At 42.7% G+C, this 23,297-nt stretch carries 16 protein-coding genes and 1 tRNA gene; 9 read left to right on the forward strand and 8 right to left on the reverse strand.

Annotated elements, in window-relative coordinates; all coding sequences use genetic code 11:
• Positions 1–18 precede the first annotated feature (18 nt).
• Both rpoD and EHS15_RS13645 read left to right on the forward strand, forming a co-directional pair.
• Complete coding sequence (gene rpoD / locus EHS15_RS13640) at positions 19–1,791, forward strand: RNA polymerase sigma factor RpoD (RefSeq protein WP_135761117.1); 1,773 nt, start codon at positions 19–21, stop codon at positions 1,789–1,791.
• A 68-nt stretch (positions 1,792–1,859) separates the two neighbouring features.
• Positions 1,860–2,921: an NADase-type glycan-binding domain-containing protein gene (locus EHS15_RS13645; RefSeq protein ID WP_135761118.1), complete on the forward strand. Its 1,062-nt coding sequence runs from the start codon at positions 1,860–1,862 to the stop codon at positions 2,919–2,921.
• 3 nt (positions 2,922–2,924) lie between these two features.
• Here the strand turns inward: EHS15_RS13645 and EHS15_RS13650 are convergent, their stop codons facing one another.
• Complete coding sequence (locus tag EHS15_RS13650; RefSeq protein WP_135761119.1) at positions 2,925–4,529, reverse strand: glycerol-3-phosphate dehydrogenase/oxidase; 1,605 nt, start codon at positions 4,527–4,529, stop codon at positions 2,925–2,927.
• Positions 4,530–4,620: 91 nt separating this feature from the next.
• Between EHS15_RS13650 and tyrS the strand changes: the two genes are divergently transcribed.
• Both tyrS and EHS15_RS13660 read left to right on the forward strand, forming a co-directional pair.
• Positions 4,621–5,853 carry a tyrosine--tRNA ligase gene (gene tyrS, locus EHS15_RS13655; protein WP_135761120.1) on the forward strand — a complete coding sequence of 411 codons (1,233 nt, stop codon included), beginning with the start codon at positions 4,621–4,623 and terminating at the stop codon, positions 5,851–5,853.
• A 56-nt stretch (positions 5,854–5,909) separates the two neighbouring features.
• Entirely contained in the window at positions 5,910–7,100 is a 1,191-nt protein-coding gene (locus tag EHS15_RS13660; RefSeq protein WP_135761121.1) for a polysaccharide deacetylase family protein, read from the forward strand.
• A gap of 38 nt (positions 7,101–7,138) precedes the next feature.
• Here the strand turns inward: EHS15_RS13660 and EHS15_RS13665 are convergent, their stop codons facing one another.
• From EHS15_RS13665 to EHS15_RS13675, 3 genes are all read right to left on the reverse strand, one after another.
• Entirely contained in the window at positions 7,139–10,399 is a 3,261-nt protein-coding gene (locus EHS15_RS13665) for an efflux RND transporter permease subunit (protein WP_135761122.1), read from the reverse strand.
• A 32-nt stretch (positions 10,400–10,431) separates the two neighbouring features.
• A complete protein-coding gene (gene def, locus EHS15_RS13670; RefSeq protein WP_135761123.1) occupies positions 10,432–10,971 on the reverse strand; it encodes a peptide deformylase in 540 nt (179 codons plus the stop codon).
• Between the two features lie 125 nt (positions 10,972–11,096).
• A tRNA-Ala gene (locus EHS15_RS13675) sits at positions 11,097–11,172 on the reverse strand.
• 78 nt (positions 11,173–11,250) lie between these two features.
• On the opposite strand from EHS15_RS13675, the gene EHS15_RS13680 reads away from it, so the two are divergent.
• From EHS15_RS13680 to EHS15_RS13700, 5 genes are read left to right on the forward strand one after another with little or no spacing between them, the layout of a single operon-like run.
• On the forward strand, positions 11,251–11,562 hold the full coding sequence (locus EHS15_RS13680) for a hypothetical protein (protein WP_135761124.1): 312 nt from the start codon (positions 11,251–11,253) through the stop codon (positions 11,560–11,562).
• Between the two features lie 4 nt (positions 11,563–11,566).
• Positions 11,567–14,314 carry a SpoIIE family protein phosphatase gene (locus EHS15_RS13685; RefSeq protein ID WP_135761125.1) on the forward strand — a complete coding sequence of 916 codons (2,748 nt, stop codon included), beginning with the start codon at positions 11,567–11,569 and terminating at the stop codon, positions 14,312–14,314.
• Positions 14,311–14,652 carry an STAS domain-containing protein gene (locus tag EHS15_RS13690; protein ID WP_135761126.1) on the forward strand — a complete coding sequence of 114 codons (342 nt, stop codon included), beginning with the start codon at positions 14,311–14,313 and terminating at the stop codon, positions 14,650–14,652. Before EHS15_RS13685 ends, EHS15_RS13690 begins: the two co-directional genes overlap by 4 nt.
• Before the next feature lie 47 nt (positions 14,653–14,699).
• Complete coding sequence (locus EHS15_RS13695) at positions 14,700–16,352, forward strand: acyl-CoA carboxylase subunit beta (protein WP_135761127.1); 1,653 nt, start codon at positions 14,700–14,702, stop codon at positions 16,350–16,352.
• A 5-nt stretch (positions 16,353–16,357) separates the two neighbouring features.
• On the forward strand, positions 16,358–19,114 hold the full coding sequence (locus EHS15_RS13700; protein WP_135761128.1) for an ATP-binding protein: 2,757 nt from the start codon (positions 16,358–16,360) through the stop codon (positions 19,112–19,114).
• On the opposite strand, the gene EHS15_RS13705 is transcribed toward EHS15_RS13700, so the two are convergent.
• From EHS15_RS13705 to EHS15_RS13720, 4 genes are read right to left on the reverse strand one after another with little or no spacing between them, the layout of a single operon-like run.
• The gene (locus EHS15_RS13705) at positions 19,111–20,160 is read right to left on the reverse strand and encodes a protein-glutamate methylesterase/protein-glutamine glutaminase (RefSeq protein ID WP_135761129.1); all 1,050 of its coding nucleotides are present in this window, start codon (positions 20,158–20,160) and stop codon (positions 19,111–19,113) included. The genes EHS15_RS13700 and EHS15_RS13705 overlap by 4 nt on opposite strands.
• 1 nt (position 20,161) lies before the next feature.
• Complete coding sequence (locus EHS15_RS13710) at positions 20,162–20,680, reverse strand: chemotaxis protein CheD (protein ID WP_342775523.1); 519 nt, start codon at positions 20,678–20,680, stop codon at positions 20,162–20,164.
• A 5-nt stretch (positions 20,681–20,685) separates the two neighbouring features.
• Positions 20,686–21,168 carry a chemotaxis protein CheW gene (locus EHS15_RS13715; protein ID WP_135761130.1) on the reverse strand — a complete coding sequence of 161 codons (483 nt, stop codon included), beginning with the start codon at positions 21,166–21,168 and terminating at the stop codon, positions 20,686–20,688.
• A 16-nt stretch (positions 21,169–21,184) separates the two neighbouring features.
• Positions 21,185–23,260 (reverse strand): methyl-accepting chemotaxis protein, encoded by a 2,076-nt coding sequence (locus tag EHS15_RS13720; RefSeq protein WP_281277643.1) that lies wholly within the window; start codon positions 23,258–23,260, stop codon positions 21,185–21,187.
• Positions 23,261–23,297 lie beyond the last annotated feature (37 nt).

Raw genomic sequence — 23,297 nt, forward strand, 5'->3', positions numbered from 1 at the left:
TAGAGGATAAATAGAAAAATGGAAAATTTAGCAAGCCTACCCGAAGTACAAAAGATTATCTCCATAGGTAAGGCAAATAGGGAAGTTTCCTACGACGAAATCAACGAGATTCTACCCGATAAAATCCTCAATTCGGAAAAGATAGACGATGTATTCACACTTCTCCATGAGATGGGAATCGAGATTGTGGAGGAATATTCCAAAAAATCTTTGGAAGAGTCTTCTAGTTTAACAACCGCTAAAGAAGAAACGAACAAAGAAACTAAGGACAAACCTGCTCGTAAAAAAAGGGAATCCAATGTTTCTTCCAGTTCGGAAGATCCGATCCGTTTGTATTTGAAAGAGATCGGAAAGGTTTCTTTGATCTCCGGAGAAACGGAAGTATTTTTAGCGAAACGAATCGAGAAGGGAGAAAAAATCATAGAGGAGACCATTTTAGGTTCTTCTATCCTTCGCCAAAACTTCGCCAAACTTATCCCTAAGATCAAATCCAAAAAAATCAAAGTCTACGATCTGGTGAAAGTGGACAAAATGTACGCTCTCAACCAAGAGCAAGCGGACAAATTGGAGAAAGTATTCTTCGAGAATATGGAACTCATCCAACAGGATGAAAAAGTACTGAACGAGTCTTCGAACCGAATCAGAAAATATTCAGAAAACTCCAAAAAATACAAAGAGCTCAAAGAAAAAATCGATCTGTCTTTCGGTAAAATCGACGAAGCCATCCGCAAAATAGGGGTTTCTCAAAAGGAAATTCAAAAGATCTCCCAAAAGATCAAATCGATGGTTTTCCGCGTCAAAGAGATCGAAAAACACTTTTTAAAGATCAAAGCCAAATACGGACATGATGTTCGTGAAATCAAAGGCCTGAACCGTTTCATCGAAAAGAACGAAAACTTGGATGAAATCGAAAGAATGATGGGCTGTGACATCGAAGAAGTCAGAGAAGTCATCAAGGACATTCGAAACAACGAAAGAAAACTGCGCCGTATGGAGCAGGAAGCCGGTTCCCCCGTTCATGAAATCAAGGACTGGGGCGAAAAAATCATCAAAGGAGAACGGGAAATTGCGCAAGCCAAAAGAGAATTGGTTCGTGCAAACCTTCGTTTGGTGGTTTCCATCGCAAAACGTTATGCGAACAGAGGGATGCATTTCTTCGATTTGATTCAGGAAGGAAACATCGGTCTCATCCGCGCCGTAGACAAGTTCGAATACAAAAAAGGTTATAAATTTTCCACATACGCCACTTGGTGGATCCGCCAAGCGATCACTAGAGCCATTTCCGACCAAGCTCGTACGATCCGTGTTCCTGTTCACATGATCGAACAAGTGAACAAAGTGATTCGTGAGACCCGTCTGTTCGTTCAGGAATTCGGAAGAGATCCTTCCAATGACGAGATCGCAGAAAGACTCGGCTGGCCGGTGCAGAAAGTGAAGGCGGTGAAAAATGTCGCTCGCGAACCGATCTCTCTCGAAATCCCTGTCGGTTCCGAGGAAGATTCCGAATTGGGAGATTTCATCGAAGACAAAGATGTGATCTCTCCTTTGAACTCTGCAGCCACTTCCATTTTGTCGGAACAGATCAGGCAGGTTTTGCAAACACTTCCTGCCAGAGAACAAAAAGTCATTCGCATGCGTTTCGGTTTGGATGACGGATATGCTCAGACTTTGGAAGAAGTAGGGTATCAGTTTAAAGTGACAAGAGAAAGGATTCGTCAGATCGAAGCCAAAGCTCTTCGTCGTCTAAGACACCCGAGTCGATCTAAAAAACTGAAAGATTATATCGATTAGTTTTTCGCTTGCCTAAATGAAGTATTGATCCTAATGTTTTGGTCGTATCCAAACATTAGGATCTATTCATGAAACTTTCTCTTTTCTCCTTTTTCGTCCTCATTCTTCTTTCTTTCTCTCATTGCGGCCCGAGTGCAGAAAAAGCGCTCACTCTCAATTATTCCACTTCCGTAGGGCAATTGTATCCGGAACAACCTTGGCGCTTCAGTCCCGAATTCGTTTTGGATGGAAAGAACTCCACTGTGTTTTGTGCCGATTCCAAACAATTGGATTCAGGATTCGCTTTGTTCTTAGAGAAGAACGCCGAGTTCTCTGCCATTCAAATCACAAACGGTTTTGCTAAATCTTCTTCGGATGCCACTCAAAACGCACAGGCAAAAAAAATTAAACTCACTTCTCTTGTGATGTATTCGGAAGAAGGCAAAATGAAAGTGAAGTCGCAAGAGTCTGTGACGGTGGATTTAAAAAAAGTTTCCTTTACCGGTTCTACACCTAACGAACAATTTGTGGAATTGGGACAAACCTTAAAAGGAAATGTGATTCGAGTAGAATTCTCCGATTTTTTTCCAGGCTCCAAATCTTCTGATATATGCATTTCCGAACTTCGTTTCGGTGAAGTGAAAAAATCGAAGTTTGAAGTGTATCCTATTTCCAACGAACCCAAACTCAAATCCCTGATCGCAGGTTACGAAGAAGCTTCCCGTCATTATTGGGCTTTTCGTAAACTCATCAAATCGAACGAATCCGGATCGATCAATTTTTACGACGGAGAACTGGTGCTTCCCGTTTATTTCAAAGCGGACAATACTTTCAGTTTTTCAGAGATGTACGGAGGAGACCCGGCGAGCGGAGGTTTTTCTCCTGCCATTCAAGGAAGTTATTCTATCCTAGCTTCCGGAGAATATGGGATCGATCTCAATTTGAGTTATTTTGATGCGAACGGAATCGAAAGAAACGATTCTTGGATTTTTAAGAGAGCTGTCTCCAACGACGAAGACTTCAACACTTTCAAAACGAAGTTAGGTCCTCAGTTTTCGGAAGTGTTCGATTCGAAAAACAATTACCTTCTCTTTTTTAAAGAGAAGGAATCGAATCGTTCTTTCTATAACTATCAAATCCCGATCAAATAAAAATCAATCGATGGTTGCCTGCAGAGATTGAATCAAATCTTTGCATTCTTTGAGGGAAGATTTTTTCTCAGCTTCTGTCCACTTCAAAAGTTTCATTAAGGACTTGGCAACAGGCTCTGCCAGTTCACCGGCAAGCTTCAAATCTAAGAACAAAACTCTCCATCTTCTTGCCAAAACATCCGTCACAGAAAGTGCGAATTCTTTTTCCACGAAATGTGCGATTTCTTCCTCGAAGTATTCCGTTCCTTTTTTCAGTTCTTTCGGTTTTTTTCCCAAAATGGATTCCGCTTCTCCTCCGAAAGAGTCCGCCAAACGAAGAGCAGATTCTTTGGAAAGGGAATATTTATTTTGCAGAGTTTTGTAGAGATCGGAAGAATAACCTTCTTTTCCTGGGAAAGGAAAATCGTAAGTGGAACATTCCTTTTTCTCAGATAACTTTCCTTCTTGGATGAGTCTGTCGGATAAGTCTTCTCCCATCTTTCTATAGGTGGACCATTTTCCTCCGGACATAGTGACCAGTCCGGAAGGGGAAACCAAAATCGCTTCTTCTCTGGAAATGGATTTAGTATTTTTGGATTGATCCAAAGAGATCAACGGTCTGAGTCCTGAAAAGACGGATTCGATATCGTCTTTGGTTAGTTTGGTGTCTAGATAGTCGTTTCCTGTTTGGAGTAAAAAATCTACTTCTTCTTTGAATGGAAGAGGTTCTTCTTCGATGGACTTAATGGAAGTGTCCGTCGTTCCTAAAATCACTTTTCCTTCCCAAGGAATTACGAATACGACTCTTCCGTCTTTTGTTTTCGGGATGATCATCGCGGAAGTGCAGGGGATCTTTTCCTTCGAGAACACCAAGTGAATTCCTTGGCTGGGGGAAAGGACCGGTTCCGCAGCAGGGTCGTCCAATTTTCGGATGGAGTCGATCCAAACTCCTGTGGTGTTGGCAACCACTTGCGAACGAATGGAAATTTTCTTTTTAGAGATAAGATCTTTCGCTTCGACTCCTACTATCTTTCCGTTTTCTTTGAGAAAACCTGTCACTTCGATTCTGGAAAGAATTTCCGCTCCCGCTTCTTTTGCGGCTCGGATGGTCGCTACGTTCAATCGGGAATCGTTGAACTGTGCATCGTAATATTTGATCCCACCCTTTAACGACTGTTTTTTGAGAGAGGAAAATAAATCCAGTGCTTCTTCTTTGGAAACTCTTTTATGACCTGGGACGGTGGAAGTTCCCGCTAAAAGATCGTACATAGTGAGTCCGATGGAAAAATAGGGTTTCTCATACCAGGAGTAAGTAGGCAGGATAAACGGAAGAGGTTTCACAAGATGAGGAGCATTCTGTAAAAGTCTTTTTCTTTCCGAAAGAGCTTCATGAATCAGTTTAAAATGAAATTGCGCTAGATAACGAACTCCCCCGTGGATGAGTTTCGTCGAACGAGAAGATGTGCCTGAGGCAAAATCTTTTTTCTCGAGAAGAGCTACTTTGTAACCCCGCAAGGCAAGATCGAGAGCCGTTCCGGAACCAGTCGCCCCTCCGCCTAAAATAAGAACGTCGTATTGAGTTTGAGAAACTGTAGATAGAGTTTTTGATCTTTCTTTGGATAGAGCCATTTGTTTGTTTTGCTTTGGTTGCCTATAGAGATTCTTAGGTAACTGTTGTCAAAAGTCACCATTTCATCCATCTAAAATTTACGCACTGCACATGAAAACTGAAACTGAGATCCAACAAGAACTAGAAAAAATCCGAAGAGGGGCCGTTGAAATCATCAGCGAGCCGGAACTGAAGGAAAAAATCAAAACTAAAGGAAAATTGAGAATCAAGGCAGGTTTTGATCCTACCGCTCCCGATTTGCATCTGGGTCATTTTGTTCTGCTTAGAAAACTCAAACACTTCCAGGATTTAGGCCACGATATCTTATTTATGTTGGGCGATTTTACCGGAATGATCGGAGATCCTACCGGCAAGTCGGAAACCCGCAAACGTCTGACCAAAGAGGAAGTTTTGGAAAACTCCAAAACCTACCAAGAGCAAGTATTTAAGATTTTGGACGAGAAGAAAACTCAGGTTTTGTACAATTCTCATTGGTGCAGTGAGATGAAGTTCGAAGATGTTTTGATCCTCACTTCCAAATACACTGTGTCTCGTATGTTGGAGAGGGACGATTTCACGAAAAGGCATAAAGCGGGAACTCCCATCTCCATGATCGAATTTTTATATCCTTTGGTGCAGGGATACGACTCGGTCGCTATGGACGCCGATGTAGAGTTAGGTGGAACCGATCAGAAATTCAATATGCTTGTGGGCCGCGACTTACAAAGAGAATACGGAAAAGCTCCTCAGTGTGTGGTGACGATGCCTCTTCTTGTGGGATTAGACGGAACGAAAAAAATGTCCAAGTCTCTTGGCAATTACATCGGAATTACGGAAGCTCCGATCGATATGTACGGAAAAATCATGTCGATCTCCGACGAGCTGATGTGGAACTATTTCGACCTATTGACCGATCTTTCTTTCGCTTCCATTGCGGAAAGAAAGACTGCCATCTCCGAGAAAAAATCCCATCCTAAGGATGTGAAGACGGAACTGGCTCTCCTCATTATGGATCAACTTCATCCTGCTGAGGCGAATCGGGAAGCGGTTGCAGAATGGCAAAGAATCCATGATCCTAAAAACAGAGCCCTTCCTGACGACATAAAAACGGAAACGTTGAGCGAGGAACTGTTCCTAGAAAAACCTCCTCTTTTGGTTTCCGTTCTTTCCCAGCTCAAATTCATTCCTTCCTCTTCCGAAGGACGCCGTTTGATCCAGGCGGGGGGGCTCTATCTGGATGAACAAAAATTGACAGATCCCAATTTTGTTCTGGGTAGGGGAAAAGAGTATTTGATCCGCCAGGGAAAAAAAGGTAAATTTTTAAAGATAGTGACTCCTTCTTGAATTGAAGAACAACTAGGATAAATCCGATAATCAAGAATAAGGATACTTATATCTAAATGTCTCTCGATCCGACCAAAGAAGAAAAGGAAATTCAGGATATCGTTCATGAACTTTCGAAAGACATTGAAAAGGATCGTGATTTCGCCAAAAAAGTTCAGAAGGTTCTGATCCTTGGTCTTGCTGGCGCTTTGATCGCCGGCCTAATCACTTTAGTTAGTTATTTATTATATTTGAATTTTTCCGTTTCCCGTTTGGAAACGGAAGTTAAGGAAAAAGATAAAAGTCTCCAGGAGATGGAACAAAGTCTTTCTTCTTTGATGTATCAGGAACAATTGAGGGAAGAACTTTCCTTAGCTGAAGATTCCGAAGCCGATTCTTACTTCAAAAAACAAGTAGAAGACAACATCAATTATCTGAAAGAGGCAACTGTAGGGTATAAAGGCAGAAATATCCTGAGAGGAAACGAGTCTTATCCTGAAATTGCGCTTACTTTCGATTTGGCGACAGGAGAAGAACTTCCTACTCTTCTGCAATACATCAAAAACTACAACATCAAGGTAACTGTATTTTTATCTAATGAAAGACCTTCCGATGTCAGCGGATCTTTCTTTATCCGTCAAAACCTGGATATCATCAAAAAGATGGCTAAGACGGATCAGGTGGAATTCGGAAATCACACTTGGAGTCATTTCAATTATTTCCGATCCGTAACGGAAACTTCCCAAAGAAAAAGAACAGTGTTGGAATATCTTTCCAAACAAGTTTTGGATCTTCCTCGTATGGCGGAAGAACTCAAAAGGGTAGAAGACATCTATTCCGCATTAACTAAAAGGGAACTCACTAAATACTATAGACTCCCTTACGGTGCCATCAATCAGTTGATTTTGGATTCTCATGCGGCAGTGGGATACACCGATCATATCATGTGGTCTAGAAATACAAAGGGTTCTTTGGATCTTCCCGATTACATTCATCGTCCTTTCTTATACAAACTAGGAAAAGGCGGAAAAAAGGAAGTGGTGAAAAATCCTCACTACAAAACCAGCAGGGAAACTTTGGATTATTTGGATCGTTGGGAATCGAGTGATCCGCACGGAATGAACGGAGCCATCATACTGATGCACTTGGGAGGACCTAGAAAGTTCGATAAGTTGATCTACATCTTGCCTGAGTTTATCGAAAAAATGACTCAGAAAGGATATCGTTTCGTGACCCTTTCCGAGGTATTAAACGATACGAAGGATTGATCTTAGATCGATTGCCAAGCAGGCGTTCTCGATCTAAATCAAATCGCATTCGCCGTTTTCTTTTTTCTTAAAATTTTCTCTTTAAACCAATCTAAAAAATTATAAGTGGTGAGATAGAACACCGGCACCATCACTAGAGTGATGAAGGTTGCAAAGGTGAGCCCCCATCCGAAGGCAAGCGCCATCGGAACCAAAAACGGATCTCTTCCTCCGATTCCGTAGGCGGTCGGCAAAAGGCCCAATACGGTTGTAATCGTTGTTAGTATCACCGCTCTCAATCGGATCGAGCCTGTTTCTATCAATAAATCGTAATTGTTCAGATGCGGATTTTCCGCTCTCAATTGATTGGCGCAGTCTACCAGAACGATCGAGTCGTTGACTACAACTCCTGCAAGCCCTATGATTCCTAAAATGGAAAGGAAGGAGAAGGGTTCGTTGTGAAGCAAAAAGGTAAAAATCACTCCTGGAACAGTGAATATGATTGCGCTCATCACGATCAAAGGCTGCACAAGAGAACGGAAGAGAGATGCTAAGATCATAAAAATGATCAGAATTCCGAAACCGAATGCCACGATAAGGGAAGTCATGGATTCTTCCGTATCTTTGTTTTCTCCCGAAAATCGTACTGAGTATCCTGGATAGTTTTCTATGAGTCCTTGGGAGATTCTTTTGGCTTCCATATTCACACTTCTGGAACTGGTTACCGTTTCATCTATATTTGCTGTTACGGTTAACAAACGTTTTCCGTCAAAATGGTTGATTGAGGCTCTTCCTGGCGAACGTTCGTAACTGGTCAATCGGGAGACGGGAATTAAGTTCCCCGCCAAATTGTTCACATACACTTTATTTAAATGGGTGAGTGAGGTTCTGTATTCTTCGGGGAATCTCACTCTTACGTCCACTTCTTCATCCGCTCTTTTGATTTTTGTAGCAACAGTTCCTTGTAAGGCGGTATTGATCGCAAGAGATACGGATTGTACGCTCACTCCAGCCAGAGACGCCAATGATTCGTCTACGGTCACTCGAATCTCATCTTTGCCTTCGTTGAAATCGTCTCCTATGTCCACAACTCCCGGAATTTGGTTTAGGATTTTTTTATATTCCCCACCGATTTTCATCAAAGTGTCGAAATCGTCCCCTTTGATTTCGATAGCGACCGGTTTTCCTACGGGAGGCCCTCCCGCCAATTTTTCGAATTCCAAATTCATCAGTTTTCCTTGCAGGGATGCGAAACGTTCAGGAACGGGAGATACTTGTATTTCTTCTTTTTCCTTTTTTCCCTGTCTTTCTTTGGCCAACTTTTCTTCGAATAAAAGAAGAGCCTTGTCGTTTAACATAAATTTGACGTTGTGCCGTACCGTTTCTATGATTCTTTCTGTCGATCTTTCTCTGGATTCTTCAGGAGTCAGATAAACCATAATTTGAGCGTAGTTTTTTCCCCGTTTGGTAAAAGGATCATTCGGATCTTTCTGAATGATTCCCACTCTGGAAATATAATTCTCCAATTCTTCTTTGGGGAGTTCGTTTAAGGAATGTTCTATGGCTTGAATGAATTTATCCGTTTCTTCCAGAGTGAGTCCTGTTTGTGCATGAACCCTGATTTGAAAGGTTTCTATGGCACCAGGGAACAATTTGAACTTTCCGAAATTCGCCTGCAAAATCGCCGCAAGAACCACGACCCCCATCAATATGAATGTCATGATGAGTTTGTTTTTTAAAGCGAAGGAAAGTAACGGCAGATAATATCTTTTTTTGAAGCGTAGAAACCAATTCGACTCTTCTTTAATTTCCCCTTTCAAATTCGAAGATTTACTCACATCATACAAATGAGAGGGAAGCATAAAAAAAGCTTCGAATAGGGATGAGCAGAGGGAGATGATCACCACAAGAGGAATGGAATAAATGAATTTTCCGAAGATGCCCGTCATAAAGAGCATCGGCCCGAAGGCAGCGATAGTGGTTGTTACTGTCGCAGTGACGGGAGCGATCACTTCGTTCGTTCCTCTGAGGGCCGCTTCGAAAGGAGTTTCTCCCATTTCCAAATGGCGATACACGTTTTCGCAGATGATGATCGCATCGTCCACTAGGATACCTACCACTATGATAAGTCCCATCATGGAAATCAAATTGAGGGTGAGCCCCATATATTTCATCGCTATGAATGTCATTGCGACTGATATAGGAATGCCTATGGCGGTCATAAGCGCCATTCTCCATCCTAAAAAGACGAAAAGAGAGGCGGTGACTAGGGCAAGTCCGGTCAAAGCGTTGGATGTTAATACGCCTAATCTTCGTTTAATGTATTTCGATAAATCGTTTACGAATGCGTATTTGACTTTGCCTTTCGAAGACGCTACGAATTCCTTAACGATCTTTTTGGAATCTTCCACAACGTCTATGGCGTCGGATTTCTCCTTTTTGATGACTGTGAGAGCGATGGCGACATATCCGTTCGATTTATCCAGATATTCTGAATCTTCGAAACTTTCCGTAACCCTGGCGATGTCTTTGATGCGTACGGATCGCCCTGCATCGTTCGTTCGGACGAATACGTTTTCTATCTCCGCAGGTGTGTCGAATTCTCCTACGGTTCTGACTATAATTTCTTTCGATCTTTCTGAAATGTTTCCGCCAGGGAAATTGATGTTTCTCAATCGAAGTGCGTTCACTACCTGAGTGGAAGAGATGGAATATGCGGTCAATCTGTCAGGAAAAAGATCGACCTTCATTTCTCTCTCATTCCATCCTCGTTTGGTGATCCTTGCGACGGAGGAAAGTTCTTTGAGTTTGTCCTCTAAAATTTTCGCTTCGTCTCTCAGTTCTTTGGGAGAAAGAACCGGTTTTCCGTTTTCCCAAGAGGAACTCAAATGGACTTCAATGACAGGTTGTCTGGCAGTAGTGATCTCTGCAATGACCGGATCTTCCGCATCTTCAGGAAGATCTTGCACTCTATCGACTGCGGATTTGATGTCATCCACCACTTTTTTTGTGTCTTTTACGTTCGGATCGATGGTGATGATGATTCCTGAACGGTTTTCCAGGGAACTGGAACGATATTCTTTGAGTCCGTCCACTTCCTTAAGAGCGTCTTCGATCGGTTTGGTGACCAATTTTTCCACATCGGAGGGAGATGCTCCCGGATAGATGGTATAAACGCTTACGATATCGAAATTGATATTGGGAAAGGCTTCCCGATTCATCGTAAAGGCGGTCAGCCCGCCCAAAACCAAAATCAAAAATGTGAGCAGATTGACGAATAAGCTCTTGGAAAGAAAGTATTGGACGAGCGAAGAACCCATGTTAGGCTCCTAAATATGCGTATTTTCGAATCTTAATCTAAAAGTTTGCCTTCGGTATCAATGTCTTCATTGAATCCGAACAATTTCGTGCTTTTGAGCCTGTCTACGTACAAAACTCCGAACAAATGGTCACATTCGTGCTGCATCACGATGGCTCTGTAACCCTCGATGATCTCTTCATGTTCTTCGAAGTTCTCATCTCTCCATTTCATTTTGATTTTGTTCGGCCGTTCCACATAACCCCTCATTCCCGGAACAGAGAGGCAACCTTCCCAAAAACCGTCTCCGGCAGGAGCCAGGGGAGTGATTTCCGGATTTAAGATGACTTGATTGGGGACTTCCGGGGTGCCTTTATAACGGGGGTTCTCTTCTTCTTGTCCTACAACTACGATTTTTTTGAGAACTCCGATTTGAGGAGCGGCCAAACCGACTCCATCCGCATATCTCATGGTTTCAAACATGTCTCGGATTAGTTTTTTGAAGTCCTTTGTCTGAACTTCGGATTCCAGAATGTCCTCACTGGTTTCTCTGAGGAGGGGATTGCCTATCTTTAAGATTTTTCTAACTGCCATAAATTCTACTGGGGATTAGATTCGAATGAGTGGCCTTAGAGATCAAGTGATCTCTTTGCTTTAAGGGAAAAAGAATTTGACAATTAGATCAAAATCGGGGTAATTTTATGGAAAAATGGGAGTGGTGGTGGAGACGAGGGGAATCGAACCCCCGACCTTTTGAATGCCATTCAAACGCTCTCCCAACTGAGCTACGTCCCCGATTGCACTACCAAAGTGTGAATTCATCGTCGCTTGTCAATCGAAAGAATCCTGGAGTGAGAAGGAACTATTGTATTTATGGCCCAAGAAACTATTGAAGATTTGAATAAGAAGCTGAAAATCCAATCGGATATCATCAAAGGCTATGAAAAAGTGTTGAGACTCAACGAACAAGAGTTAGCAAACGCAGATGAGATCATTCGCATGTACGAACAAATCATCGATTACTCTCGCTCCGAATTGAAAGAAGCAAAAGAGACTGTGCAAGCTAGTTCTATGGTTTCCAATCTCAGCAGAGAAGAACTCTTAGGTGCTTTCGATAAGATCAGAGCCTTGGAAGACGCAAATAAAAAACTTCGCGAAGAGTCGTTAAAGTTTAACAAAGATTAAAGAAGTGAGTTCTTTTCCTCTTCCTCCCGTCGTTCAAAAATCGAGAGAGGGAGGTTATTTCGTTTCCTCTTCCAGCGAACTCACCGACCTTTATCATTTCATTCTCAGTCAAGCGAAACGTTTGGTTTCCGCCAAATCGGGCGCATTCTACCTTAAGAATGAAGGCGGAAATCTTTCCCGTGTAGGCGCCATCAAAGATTTGGAATCCGCTGGAAGAATCGCCAAACACGTATTCTTATCTAAAAAAAATCTTCTTCTTCGCAAAGGAACCCATCTTTCTAAAAATTCCCCTCCTTTGGAAGAATCGTATTTGGCTTGTTATTTGGGGGAAGAGATGGGGGAACTTTCTTTGGGAGTGATCGTTTTGGAGGGGATCCGCCATTTCGATCATTTTTCCTCACAAGATCTGGATCTAATCAATTATTTTGCATCGAATCTGACCGCACTTTTTAAGGATACAGTTTATTCGGAAGGCGACGGGCAGTTTTTTAGCGCACTCACTACATCTATACTCCTTCTATTAGATAATTCGAATATTCATAATAACAACAACCGTTTGCATTATTTCCTGGAAGAAATCATCCGCGTTTCCGTTCTGATCAACAAAAGTTTGGATCTGAGCAAGGTTTTGGAAATGGTGATGGAATCTGCGAAGTCCGTTTTTAGAACGGAAGCAAGTTCTCTTCTTTTATTGGATGATAAAAAAGAATTTTTGCTCTTTCATACGGTTACGGGTGAAAAAAAGGAAGAGGTCGCTAAAATCAAGGTTCCTATCGGACAAGGGATTGCGGGAACCGTTGCTGTCACAAAACAGCCGATGATCATCAACGATGCTCAAAACGATCCTAGAGTGTTTCGGGATGTGGACAAAGCCTCCAACTTCATCACTAGAAATATTTTGGCAAGTCCTCTCATCGTGGGAGAGGAAGTGATCGGAGTCATCGAAGCGATCAATACCATCGATCGAAACAACTTCAGTCAAAACGATATCGATTTCTTTTTGTCTTTTTCCTCCGCCTGCGCCGTTGCCATTCAGAAAACGGGTCTTTTGGAAGACTTGAATCAAACGAACTTTGCGCTCAAACAAAAGTTGAGCACTTTGGAATCCATCTTCGAACTGGGTCAGGCAGTTTTGGAATCCCACGACGAACTTGGCCTTATGTCCAGATGCCTCACTATCTTGACAAAAGAGCTGGATGCGGACGATGCGGGGATGGTCATTCTTTTGGAAGGGAAACAGAATCTCATCCAAGTCTATGCCAGACAAGGCGGAATCGTTTTCGAATCTTTTTATGAACTTTCCGAAAGCAGCCTTGTATTGAAAGCGATCCAATCCAAAGAAGCGAAACTGGGAAAAGTCACCAAAGAAACGGAAGAGGAATTTTTAGGTTTGGAATCTTTCGTCTTAAAAGATAACTTTTTAGTGCTTCCTGTGTCACCTAGCGGAAGTTCTTTGAAAGCGGCTCTTTACGTTTGTAATAAAAAGAACAAAGGTATGTTCGGCGATGCTGATTTACGTATGTTGCAGACGATTTCTTCTCCCCTTGCAAAAGCCTATGAGAACTTGAGGCTGAACCAGGAGATCATCACCAAAAAATCCATAGAGAAAGAAATCGAAATTACTAGAAACATTCAAAATAATATTTTACCCAATTCCATACTGCAATCCACTGATTTCGATTTGGGAGTAAAGTCGGTTGCCGCAAAAGAAGTGTCAGGTGATTTTTACGATTTCCATCCTTACGGCGACCAAAGATTTTCTTTTCTTGTCGCTGATGTTTCCGGTAAAAGTTTACCCGCTGCCATTTTTATGGCGATGTCATCATCCATCATTCGAACTCTTTCCAGGACTTCGGAACTTTCTCCTTCCGAACTATTGACAAGAGCCAACTCACTGATTTACGAAGACTCTCAGTCAGGTATGTTCGTAACTTTGTTTTTTGCCAGTTTCGATTCTTCATCGAATAAGGTCCGTTTTGCGTCTGCGGGCCATAATGACCAACTTCGCATCAGAAAGGACGGAACTTACGAACTATTGAAAGGGAAAGGCGCTCCTTTGGGTGTGGTTCCCGTAGGAAATTATATCGGAGGGGAGTTCGATATCCACCCAGGAGATATGTTGGTCTTTTACACGGACGGAGCCATCGAAGAGAAAGATCAATTCGAAGAAGAGTTCGGTTTGGAAAGACTCATCCAAGAAATCATTTCCCGAAAAGACAAACCGTCTCAGGTCATCATCGAAGAGATCTATCAAATCATTCGAAACTTTTCCGGTATGTCCGAGCAGTACGACGACTTTACCGTAATGATCTTAAAGTTTCCTGAATTTAAATCTGAGTTTTACACTCAGAGGTTTTCCGCCATCGGCTCTGAAATCCCCAAACTGAGGGATTTTTTGGCTCAAAAATTAGAGGCTAAGATCAAACTTCCTTACGCTTTCGATGATGTTTTGGTTTCTTTGGATGAAGCTGCTACTAACATTGTCATGCACGGATACCAAAATACCGAACTGAAGCAACCTTACTTCGACTGCATCATTGAGATTTTCGGAGAAAAGTTGGTTATCACTTTGGTGGATGAAGCCAGACGTTTCGACAGAGACAAGGTTCCTTCTCCTTCCTTGGAAGCGAATATGAGAGGGGAACGAAAGGGCGGGTTCGGAGTTTTCCTGATGGAAAAACTTATGGATAAAGTCAGTTACGAATTTAAGGAAAATAAAAACTACACCTACTTGGAGAAAAAAATACTATGAACGAGAGTAATGTCAGCGTCCATTCCGAATTCGTCGGAGACAAACTGGTCATTCACGTCCAAGGAAATTTGGATGTCCACAATACGCATAAGGTGGAGCAAAATCTGATGGGCATGGTAAAGACAGCCACTCATTCGATTGTGTACAATTTAAGCGAAGTGAACTTTATCTCTTCGGCAGGACTTAGGATGCTTGTTACTTCTCTTAGGCTTTGTCAGGAAATGAAAGTATCCATTTCTATCTGCGGTTTGCAGCCTGCGGTGGAAAAAGTCTTCGAAATCATCGGGATGCAAGAGCTTTTTACCATCTATCCCGATCTGAACGCCGCACTCTCTTAAAAATCACTTTTCTAAGTGATTCAACTCAAAACATTGGAAAAAACCTTATGGAAACCAAGCAGTATTCCCTAGAAAACCCTTTCAAAAAACAATCGGAGCCCGGCGAGTCTAGTCCCGCAGGGATTTATGACAATGCGTTAAAACTTGGAAAAGAGTTGATTGAAAAACCTTTCCAAGGCGGTGGAGAAGATCGAATTCGAGTGCAACATTCCAAAAACCGTATGACGGTTTGGGAAAGAATCAAAGTACTTACGGATTCAGAACCTAACATCACTTACCAAAACTGGGGTCCGAATTTGGACGGAGCCTCCATTGTTACGGGAATATTGAAAATCAAAGGAAGAGACGTTGCCGTTTACGGACACGATTTCACTTTGCGTGCCGGTTCCATGGATGCAACGAACGGTAGCAAACTTGCCAGACTCATTTTGATGGCAGGAGAACATGGAATTCCTCTCATCGGCATGAACGATTCAGCAGGTGCCTATGTTCCTGCGGGAGTGGGCGGACTCGACGGATACTCCGAAGCGTTTACTGCACTTCGTAAGATCAGCGGTGTGGTTCCTTCCATCATGCTTATGTTCGGTTTCAATGCGGGAGGAGGAGCTTACCTTCCTCGCCAAGGATCTTTTATGATCCAATGTGATAATACTTTCTTCGGTTTGACCGGACCAGGTGTCGTAAAATCCGTACTAGGCGAAGACATTTCTGCGGAAGATTTGGGCGGACCTAAGGTGCACGGACAATCAGGGGTTGTGGATTTGGTGACAGGAGATGAGCTGGGTTCTCTTCGTACTGCGATCCGTCTTCTTTCTTACCTGCCGGATAACAACCGCTCTATCGCTCCATTTTATCCTACTTCCGATCCTATGGATCGTTTCATTTACGAAGAGGATATTCTTTTCCGCAAAACTTTCAACAGTCCTACGGGAATGAACACTCCTTTCGACATCACTCTATACTTGCAACAAATCTGCGACCACGGAGAATTTTTCGAAGTGCAGCCGCAAAGAGCGAGAAACATCGTTACCGCTTTCGGTCGTATCGGTGGAAACGTAGTCGGTTTCCTTGCGAACAACTCCGCTGTTTCTTCCGGACAGATCGACATCGGTGCTTCTAGAAAAGGAACTCGCTTTGTTCGATTTTGTAATCTTTACAACATTCCTATGGTGTTTGTGGAAGATACTACAGGTTTCCTTCCTGGTAGAGACCAAGAGCACAACGGTATCGTTTTGGAAGGAAGAAAACTTCTCGATTCCATCATCGACCTCAGAACTCCTCGTTTAACTCTAATCATTCGTAACGCATTCGGAGGAGCATACGCTACCTTCAATTCTTACTTCACTGGAGCTTCTCTTGTATTCGCTCTTCCTACTGCAAGAATCGCGGTTATGGGTCCTGCAGGAAAGGAATACGTTTATAAGGATGAGATCACTTCCATTCAAAAAGAGTTCCAAGCGAACTTGAAGAAAGGAATGTCCGAAAAAGAAGCTGTTTCCGTAAGAGACGGTAAACTTTTCGAAGTCGGTCAAAGATATGAAAAGGAACTAATGAATCCGAAAGAAGCTCTTTCTTTGGGTTCCGTTTCTTCCATCATTCTTCCCGGTTACACTAGAAAGGTTCTTTCGACAAACCTGAACTATTTGATGTCAAAATACACTCCCGCTCCGATGAGCGGCCCTCAAAGGGAGTTTGAATAATATCCATGTTAGATAAAAATCTAAATCGCATTAAATTCCAAGAATCCGATTCTTCCTGGATTCGTTCCTTTACGGTTGAATCCATCAAGTGTTTGATCGTCTGCCGAGGCCCGGTTCGTAAAGAAACCATGGATGTTTTCGATGATATAGGAGTGAGAGAATACGGGATTTTACTTTCCGAAAAAGACTCCATCGTTTATCCTAAGGCGCTCGCACCTGAACTTAGAAACTTCCGTTTCCCTGAAAACGTTCATAGAGTTCCCGATTATATGGGAGCAGGTAAGGAAGAAAAAGAAGCCAGAATCAAACAAATCATAGAGATCGCAAAAACGGGCGGATACACTCATATTTTTGCAGGATACGGATTTATGGCTGAAGATGCTGAATTCATCGAAGCCATAGAAGATGCAGGCATCACTTTTATGGGACCTAGCTCCCATGTAGCAAAGGGTGCGGGAGCGAAAGACGAAGCTAAAAAATTAGCAAGATCATTGAAAGTTTCCGTAACTCCCGGGGTGGATAACATCACCGCTCTTGCTTTGGTTCGTAAGACTGGAAATTCCAAAGAAGGAATTCTCAAGACTGCAAAAGAAAACCAAATCAATTTCGAATTCAACGATAAACTTTCGTTAGAAGAGAATGCGGAAAACCTCCTCCAACTTTCTTATGAAAAAACAATCGATCTAACTTCCATTGCGGACCTTCAAAAAGAATCCGAGATCCAATTGGAAACCATTTGGAAACAGTTCCCTGGCAAAAGGGTTCGTTTCAAATACATCGGTGGCGGTGGCGGTAAGGGACAACGTGTCATTAACGATAAGTCTCAAATTGATTCCGCTGTTATGGAAATTTTGGCAGAATCCAAAGTGACCGCAGTCGGTTCCAATCGTAACTTCCTTATCGAGTTGAACATCGAAAACACTCGTCACAATGAAATCCAGCTGATCGGAAACGGAGAATGGTCTTTGTCTCTGGGCGGAAGAGATTGTTCTTTGCAGATGCACGAACAGAAGTTATTGGAGATCTCTCTTACTCAGGAACTTCTTCAAAAAGAAGCGGAAAAATGTAAGGCAACCCATCCTAAAAAATCGGAGATCCTGCAAAAAGATCTACTGACTCTCAAGGACATGGAAAACCAAGCGGAAGTTTTCGGTAAGGCGATCCGACTCAATAGTGTTTCCACTTTCGAGTGTATCGTTGAAGGAAATAACTTCTTTTTCATGGAAGTAAACACTCGTATCCAAGTGGAGCACAGAGTGACAGAGATGGTTTACAAACTCAAGTTTGTGAATCCTCAAAATCCGAACGAATATTTTTTCATCGACTCTCTTGTGGAAGCGATGGCTGTTCTTTCCATTCACGGAATTAGAGTTCCTAAGCCGGAAAGAGTGTTGCGTAACGTTTCCGGTGCGGAAGTGAGAATCAACGCAACCAACAGAGCTTTGCAGCCTCACGCAGGAGGAATCATTCAAAATTGGTCTCCTCCATTGGAAGGAGAGATTCGGGACGACCAAGGGATTTGCACCCGCAACCCGGATACCGGCTCTTTCGTACACTATAATTTAGCCGGAGCTTACGATTCCAATGTAGCTCTTCTGGTTTCTTACGGGGAATCTCGTAAAAAGAACTTGGAAATTTTAGGGAATATGCTTCGCAAAACGGAGCTTAGAGGACAAAATCTAGAAACCAATTTGCTCGTTCACTACGGACTCATTCAGTGGATTTTGGGTAAGGACGCTATGTTCAAACCTTCTACTGCATTTATGATTTCCTATCTTGCGGGAATCGGTTCTCTTCAATCCGTTCTGAACAATATCGATTTGGAATACCTTTGGTCTGAAAAAATCAAAAAAGCCGATGCGGATCAGAAAAAAGTTCTTTCTAAAAAATTAACTCTTGTTCTGCGTCCTTTGGAGAAAATTTTCGCCAACCCTCATCTTTTGGGCGGATTTTTAGGATATTACGATGGGAAGTTGTGGGATAGAAAAGGAAACAAAGCCGTTTTCTTGGAAAATCCGATCCAATTTTTGGAAAAATTATATTACTATTTGAATCTGGAAAACACGGAAGGGAAACCTTCTTCCGAAAAGATTTGGGATCACGATGAAACTCTTCTTGCGGAAGCAAAAGATTTTTATTCCGAAATCCAAACCAGAACCGGAATCGCTTCTTGGAAAGATCTGAGCCAAACTTTGGAAAACGGTAAAAATCCTAAACCGGATCGCATTACTGACGCTCAATGGACTCAATCGCAAGCAGCCCATAGAGGTTTTCAAGCGGGCTTGGAAATTCTTGAAATCATCCCGAACATCGGTAAAAAATCGAACTTCTTCGGTTTGGACATCAATGAGGATTTGGAAGGAGTCGTTCCTACTGAATTCAAAACTGCCGATACTAGAGATGCATTGATCAAAACTCTGAACCCTCCTCCTAAGATGAGCGGAGACGAAATTGTTGCTCCTATGGGAGGAATGTTCTATTCGAAAGAAGCTCCTAATCTTCCCGCACTCATTGCGGAAGGGGATCATTTCGTAGCAGGCCAGCCTTTGTTCATCATCGAAGTTATGAAGATGTTCAATAAGATCTTGGCTCCAGTTAGCGGAACGGTCGTGAAGAACTTGATGGTGGATTCCGACGGAAAGATCGTTGGAAAAGCACAGCCGATCTTCAAGATCAAACCGGATGAAGTTCTAAAGGAAGAATCTCCGGAAGAGATCAGAGCTAGAAAAGTAAAAACAACAACGGAGTTGGGTTTAAGTTAATAAAACCCAATGATGGACTTGTGAATTTCTCCCAGCGGCAGAATTAAATCTGCCGCTCCTCTTCGGATCGCTTCCTTAGGCATCCCGAACACCACACAACTTTCTTCATTCTGAGCGATCGTATAAGAACCTGCTTGTCTCATTTCTAATAATCCTGCTGCTCCATCGTCTCCCATCCCCGTCATGATGATTCCTTTTGCATTTTTGCCTGCGTGTTTGGCAACGGAACGGAATAGAACGTCCACGGAAGGTTTGTGACGGTTCACCAAAGGACCATCGGTCACTTCCACATAATACTGAGCTCCCGACCGTTTGATCTGCATGTGTCTGCTGCCTGGAGCGATGAGTGCAAGCCCAGGCAGAACTCTATCTCCGTCTTTTGCTTCTCTCACTTCGATTTCACAAACGGAGTTCAATCTTCTTGCGAATGCTTCCGTGAATTTTTCTGGCATATGTTGGACGATGACGATTCCTGGAGTGCTCGTTCTAGGCAACTTGGTGAGAATATCTTCTAAGGCGATGGTTCCTCCCGTTGAAGTTCCTATCGCCACTATTTTTTCCGTTGCTTGAATTTGTGAAATATCGTTATTTAACGGTTTGTTCTGTTTGGATTCGTTTTGAGGAGTTACATTCAATTTTCCCAGATTGATGACCGAGGCAGCTAACACTGCATCCGTAAGATGGATGGAGGATTCGTGTAAAAAATCCTTCAAGCCTACTTTAGGTTTGGTGATAACTTCCGCAGCTCCCAAAGAAAGGGCGATCATTGCGGTTTCAGAACCTTCTTCCGTTAGAGTGGAACAAATCACTACGGGAGTGGGGCGATCCTTCATGATTTTTCTGAGGAATGTGATCCCGTCCATACGAGGCATTTCTATATCTAGTATGATTACGTCCGGCCACACATGGGCCATTTTGTCCATAGCAAAGATCGGATCTGCTGCACTTCCTAAAAATTCGAAGGAGTTGTCCTTCGAAAAAAGTTCACCAAGTACCTGTCTTACGACTGCGGAATCGTCGATTACGAATACTCTGATTTTTTTCATATCAGTGCTCTTTATGGGATTCCAACCAGACTTCCCCGTCCCAAAGAGTGAAGAAGATTTTTCTGCTGGAAGATCCGCCTGTGTTTTCTGAAACGATTTTGATGGAATTTTCTTTCAATTTGATTTTTGCGAACTCCACATTTCTAAGACCGATCAATTTGGCTTTGGTTTCCAGATGGGAACCTGCGATCGATTTTTCTTCTCTGGAAAACATATCTGCTCCTCCGAATATCTTGGCTTCGTATTCGGTCGGTTTGGTGTTTGCGTTTCGGATCGCATCCATAAAAAGGCAGAATGCTTCGTCTCCGTACTTTCCGTCCGGTGAAAAAGATTCCGTTTTTTTATCTCCTCTAGTGGTAAGTAAATAATGACACATCCCACCTATGAATTTGGTAGGGTGCCATAACACGATCGATACGCAAGAACCCAAAAGAGTCTTAAGTCTTAAATCGGGTCCCCCGAAATAGAATTCACCGGGGTTGAGAAAACGATCTTTAATTTGAAAAGGTGCCTCCATCATTTGGATTATACCTCCGGCATTAGATTCGTTTTTTCCTGAATTTGATAGAGTTCGTCCAGATTCAGTACCTGGTCGATTTTAAGTAAAATCACAAAACCTGTATCTATTTTTCCCAGGCCTTGGATGAAATCCAGACGGATCTTTGCTCCGAAACTGGGCGCCGCTTCGATGGAGGCTTGAGGAATGTCGACAACTTCATCTACGGAATCGACTAACAATCCTATATCCAGAGTTTCCTTATTTATGGAAACTTCCGTGATAATAATGCATGTTTTGCGACCGATTTCCGTTTTTTTTCTGTAGAAACGATTGTTCAGATCCAAAACTGGTACCACATTTCCCCGTAAGTTGATGACCCCCGGAATGTATTCCGGCATCATAGGAACATGAGTGACCGATTCGTATTCGATGATCTCCTTAATATGGAGGATCCCCAATCCGAAAATTTCGTCCGACAACTGAAAGGTGAGATATTGGATCTCTTGCATGGTATTTTCCTACCTGTCAGTATTTTTGAAAACGATCGTCATCGGACGAATCGTCCGCTCGATGGGAAGACGTCGATTGTGAACTGATCCTTCCGAATTTTGTTTCCGCTCTCGACTGAAACTTAAACTGATTGAGTTGAAAGAAACTGATGGAAGTGAGAAGTTGTTGCGCTTGGGACTTCAGCTCTTCCGCGATGGCGGCAAGCTGTTCCGATGCGGATGCGCTTCTTTGAGAGACTTGATCCAACTGGCCCATCGCCTTGTTCACTTCGTTCACACCGGAAGATTGTTCCTGGCTTGCCGCCGCGATTTCCTGAACCAAATCCGCAGTTTTGTTGATGGCCGGAACGATCTCTTCGATGAGTTTTCCCGCAGTTTCCGCGATTTGCACGGAACCGCCCGCAAGACTTCCGATTTCGTTGGCAGACTTCTGGCTTCTTTCCGCAAGTTTTCTGACTTCTGAGGCAACCACTGCGAAACCTTTTCCATGTTCTCCCGCTCTCGCCGCTTCGATAGCTGCGTTTAGCGCAAGTAAGTTGGTTTGGTAGGCGATATCTTCAATGATGGAGATTTTATCCGCAATTTCCTTCATAGCGGAAACAGTATTTTTAACTGCATCTCCCCCTTGTTTTGCTTCCTTAGCGGATTTCGTTGCGATCGCATCTGTCTGTTTTGCGTTTGCGGCATTTTGATCGATTGAAGCGCCCATCTCTTCCAAAGAAGCTGAGGTTTCTTCCACGGAAGCCGCTTGTTCGCTGGCACCTTGAGATAAAGTTCCTGCAGTGGAGGATACTTCTTCCGCAGCGGATTTCAAAGTGTCCGCCTTGAGTTTTACGTCTCCTAAAATCGATTCCAGCTTTTCTAAAGTATTGTTCACATACTCTTTCAGCATACCGAAAGTTCCGGAATATTCATTCGTGATGATTCCGGAAAGATCTCCGTTGGAAAGTTTTTCCAAAGACAGAACCACTTCATTGAGTCCCTTCGAAGAAATATCCATCAACTTGTTCATTCCGGAAGAGAGGTTCATATAAAAACCTTCTTTCCCTTCGATAGAAATTCGTTTGGAGAAATCTCCTCGGATGGCGGCATTTACGATTCCGTCGATTTCTTCCTGAACGGCAACTTGGTTTGTGATATCGGACCATTCCACAACGGAACCTAGTCTTTGTCCTTTTTCGTTGATGATCGGATTCGCGATCAAAGAAAAATGTCTTCTTCCGATGACGATGGAGGTTTTATGAGTATTGGTGAAACTTCCTAAAATCCCTCTTTGGTGGGCAGGATTTTTATGGAAGTTGTCGATGTTCGTTCCCATCAGAGATTTTAAGTTGAAGGAAGAAAGTTGTTTTTGAATGTCTTTTTCTCCCACTTGGAACATTTGTAAGATGGCCTTGTTCATGTACACTACATTCAATTCGTTGTCCGCCATCATGACGTTCGTAGAAACATTGTCCAGTGCGACTTGAATTCTCATCGCTTCATCGGATAACCTTTGTTTTTCCTCTTCGATCTTTCTTGCTTCGGTAACGTCGGACCATTCCACAACGGAGCCCAATCGTTCCCCTTTTTCAGTCAGAATAGGATTTGCGATCAAATCGAAAATTCTTCCACCGATCGTGATGCTGGATTTGAATTCGGCAGTGAATGTGGAGAGGATTTTTCTCTGATAAGAAGGATCTTTGTGATAGGAATCGATATTGCTTCCCATCAGGTTTTGAGTGGAGAAATGACGTAGTTGGTTTTTGATTTCGTTTTCCGTCTTTCTGAACATATTCACAATGGACTTGTTCATATAGTTCACTTTTAAGTCGTTGTCCGCCATCATAATGTTTGTTGATACGTTGTCCAAAGCAGTTTTGATTCGTAAGTTGTTTTTTGACTCTTCTATCAAACCATCCAGCATTTGATTGATGAACTTGAATAAATTTCCGATTTCGTCCTTTGCACTTACTGTAAGGCGCAGGTCGTTTTCTCCTGCTGCAATCTTTTGAGTGACAACCGCTGCATTTTTAAGAGGAGTGGAGATGCTTCTGAGGATCAAGAAAAGCAAAGTCGTTTTTATGAGTGCGAATAGGATGCCTCCAATCACGAAAATCAGAGTGCCTGATTCTATATTTTGCTGCGCA

Source organism: Leptospira idonii (assembly GCF_004770995.1).
Lineage (GTDB): Bacteria > Spirochaetota > Leptospiria > Leptospirales > Leptospiraceae > Leptospira_A > Leptospira_A idonii.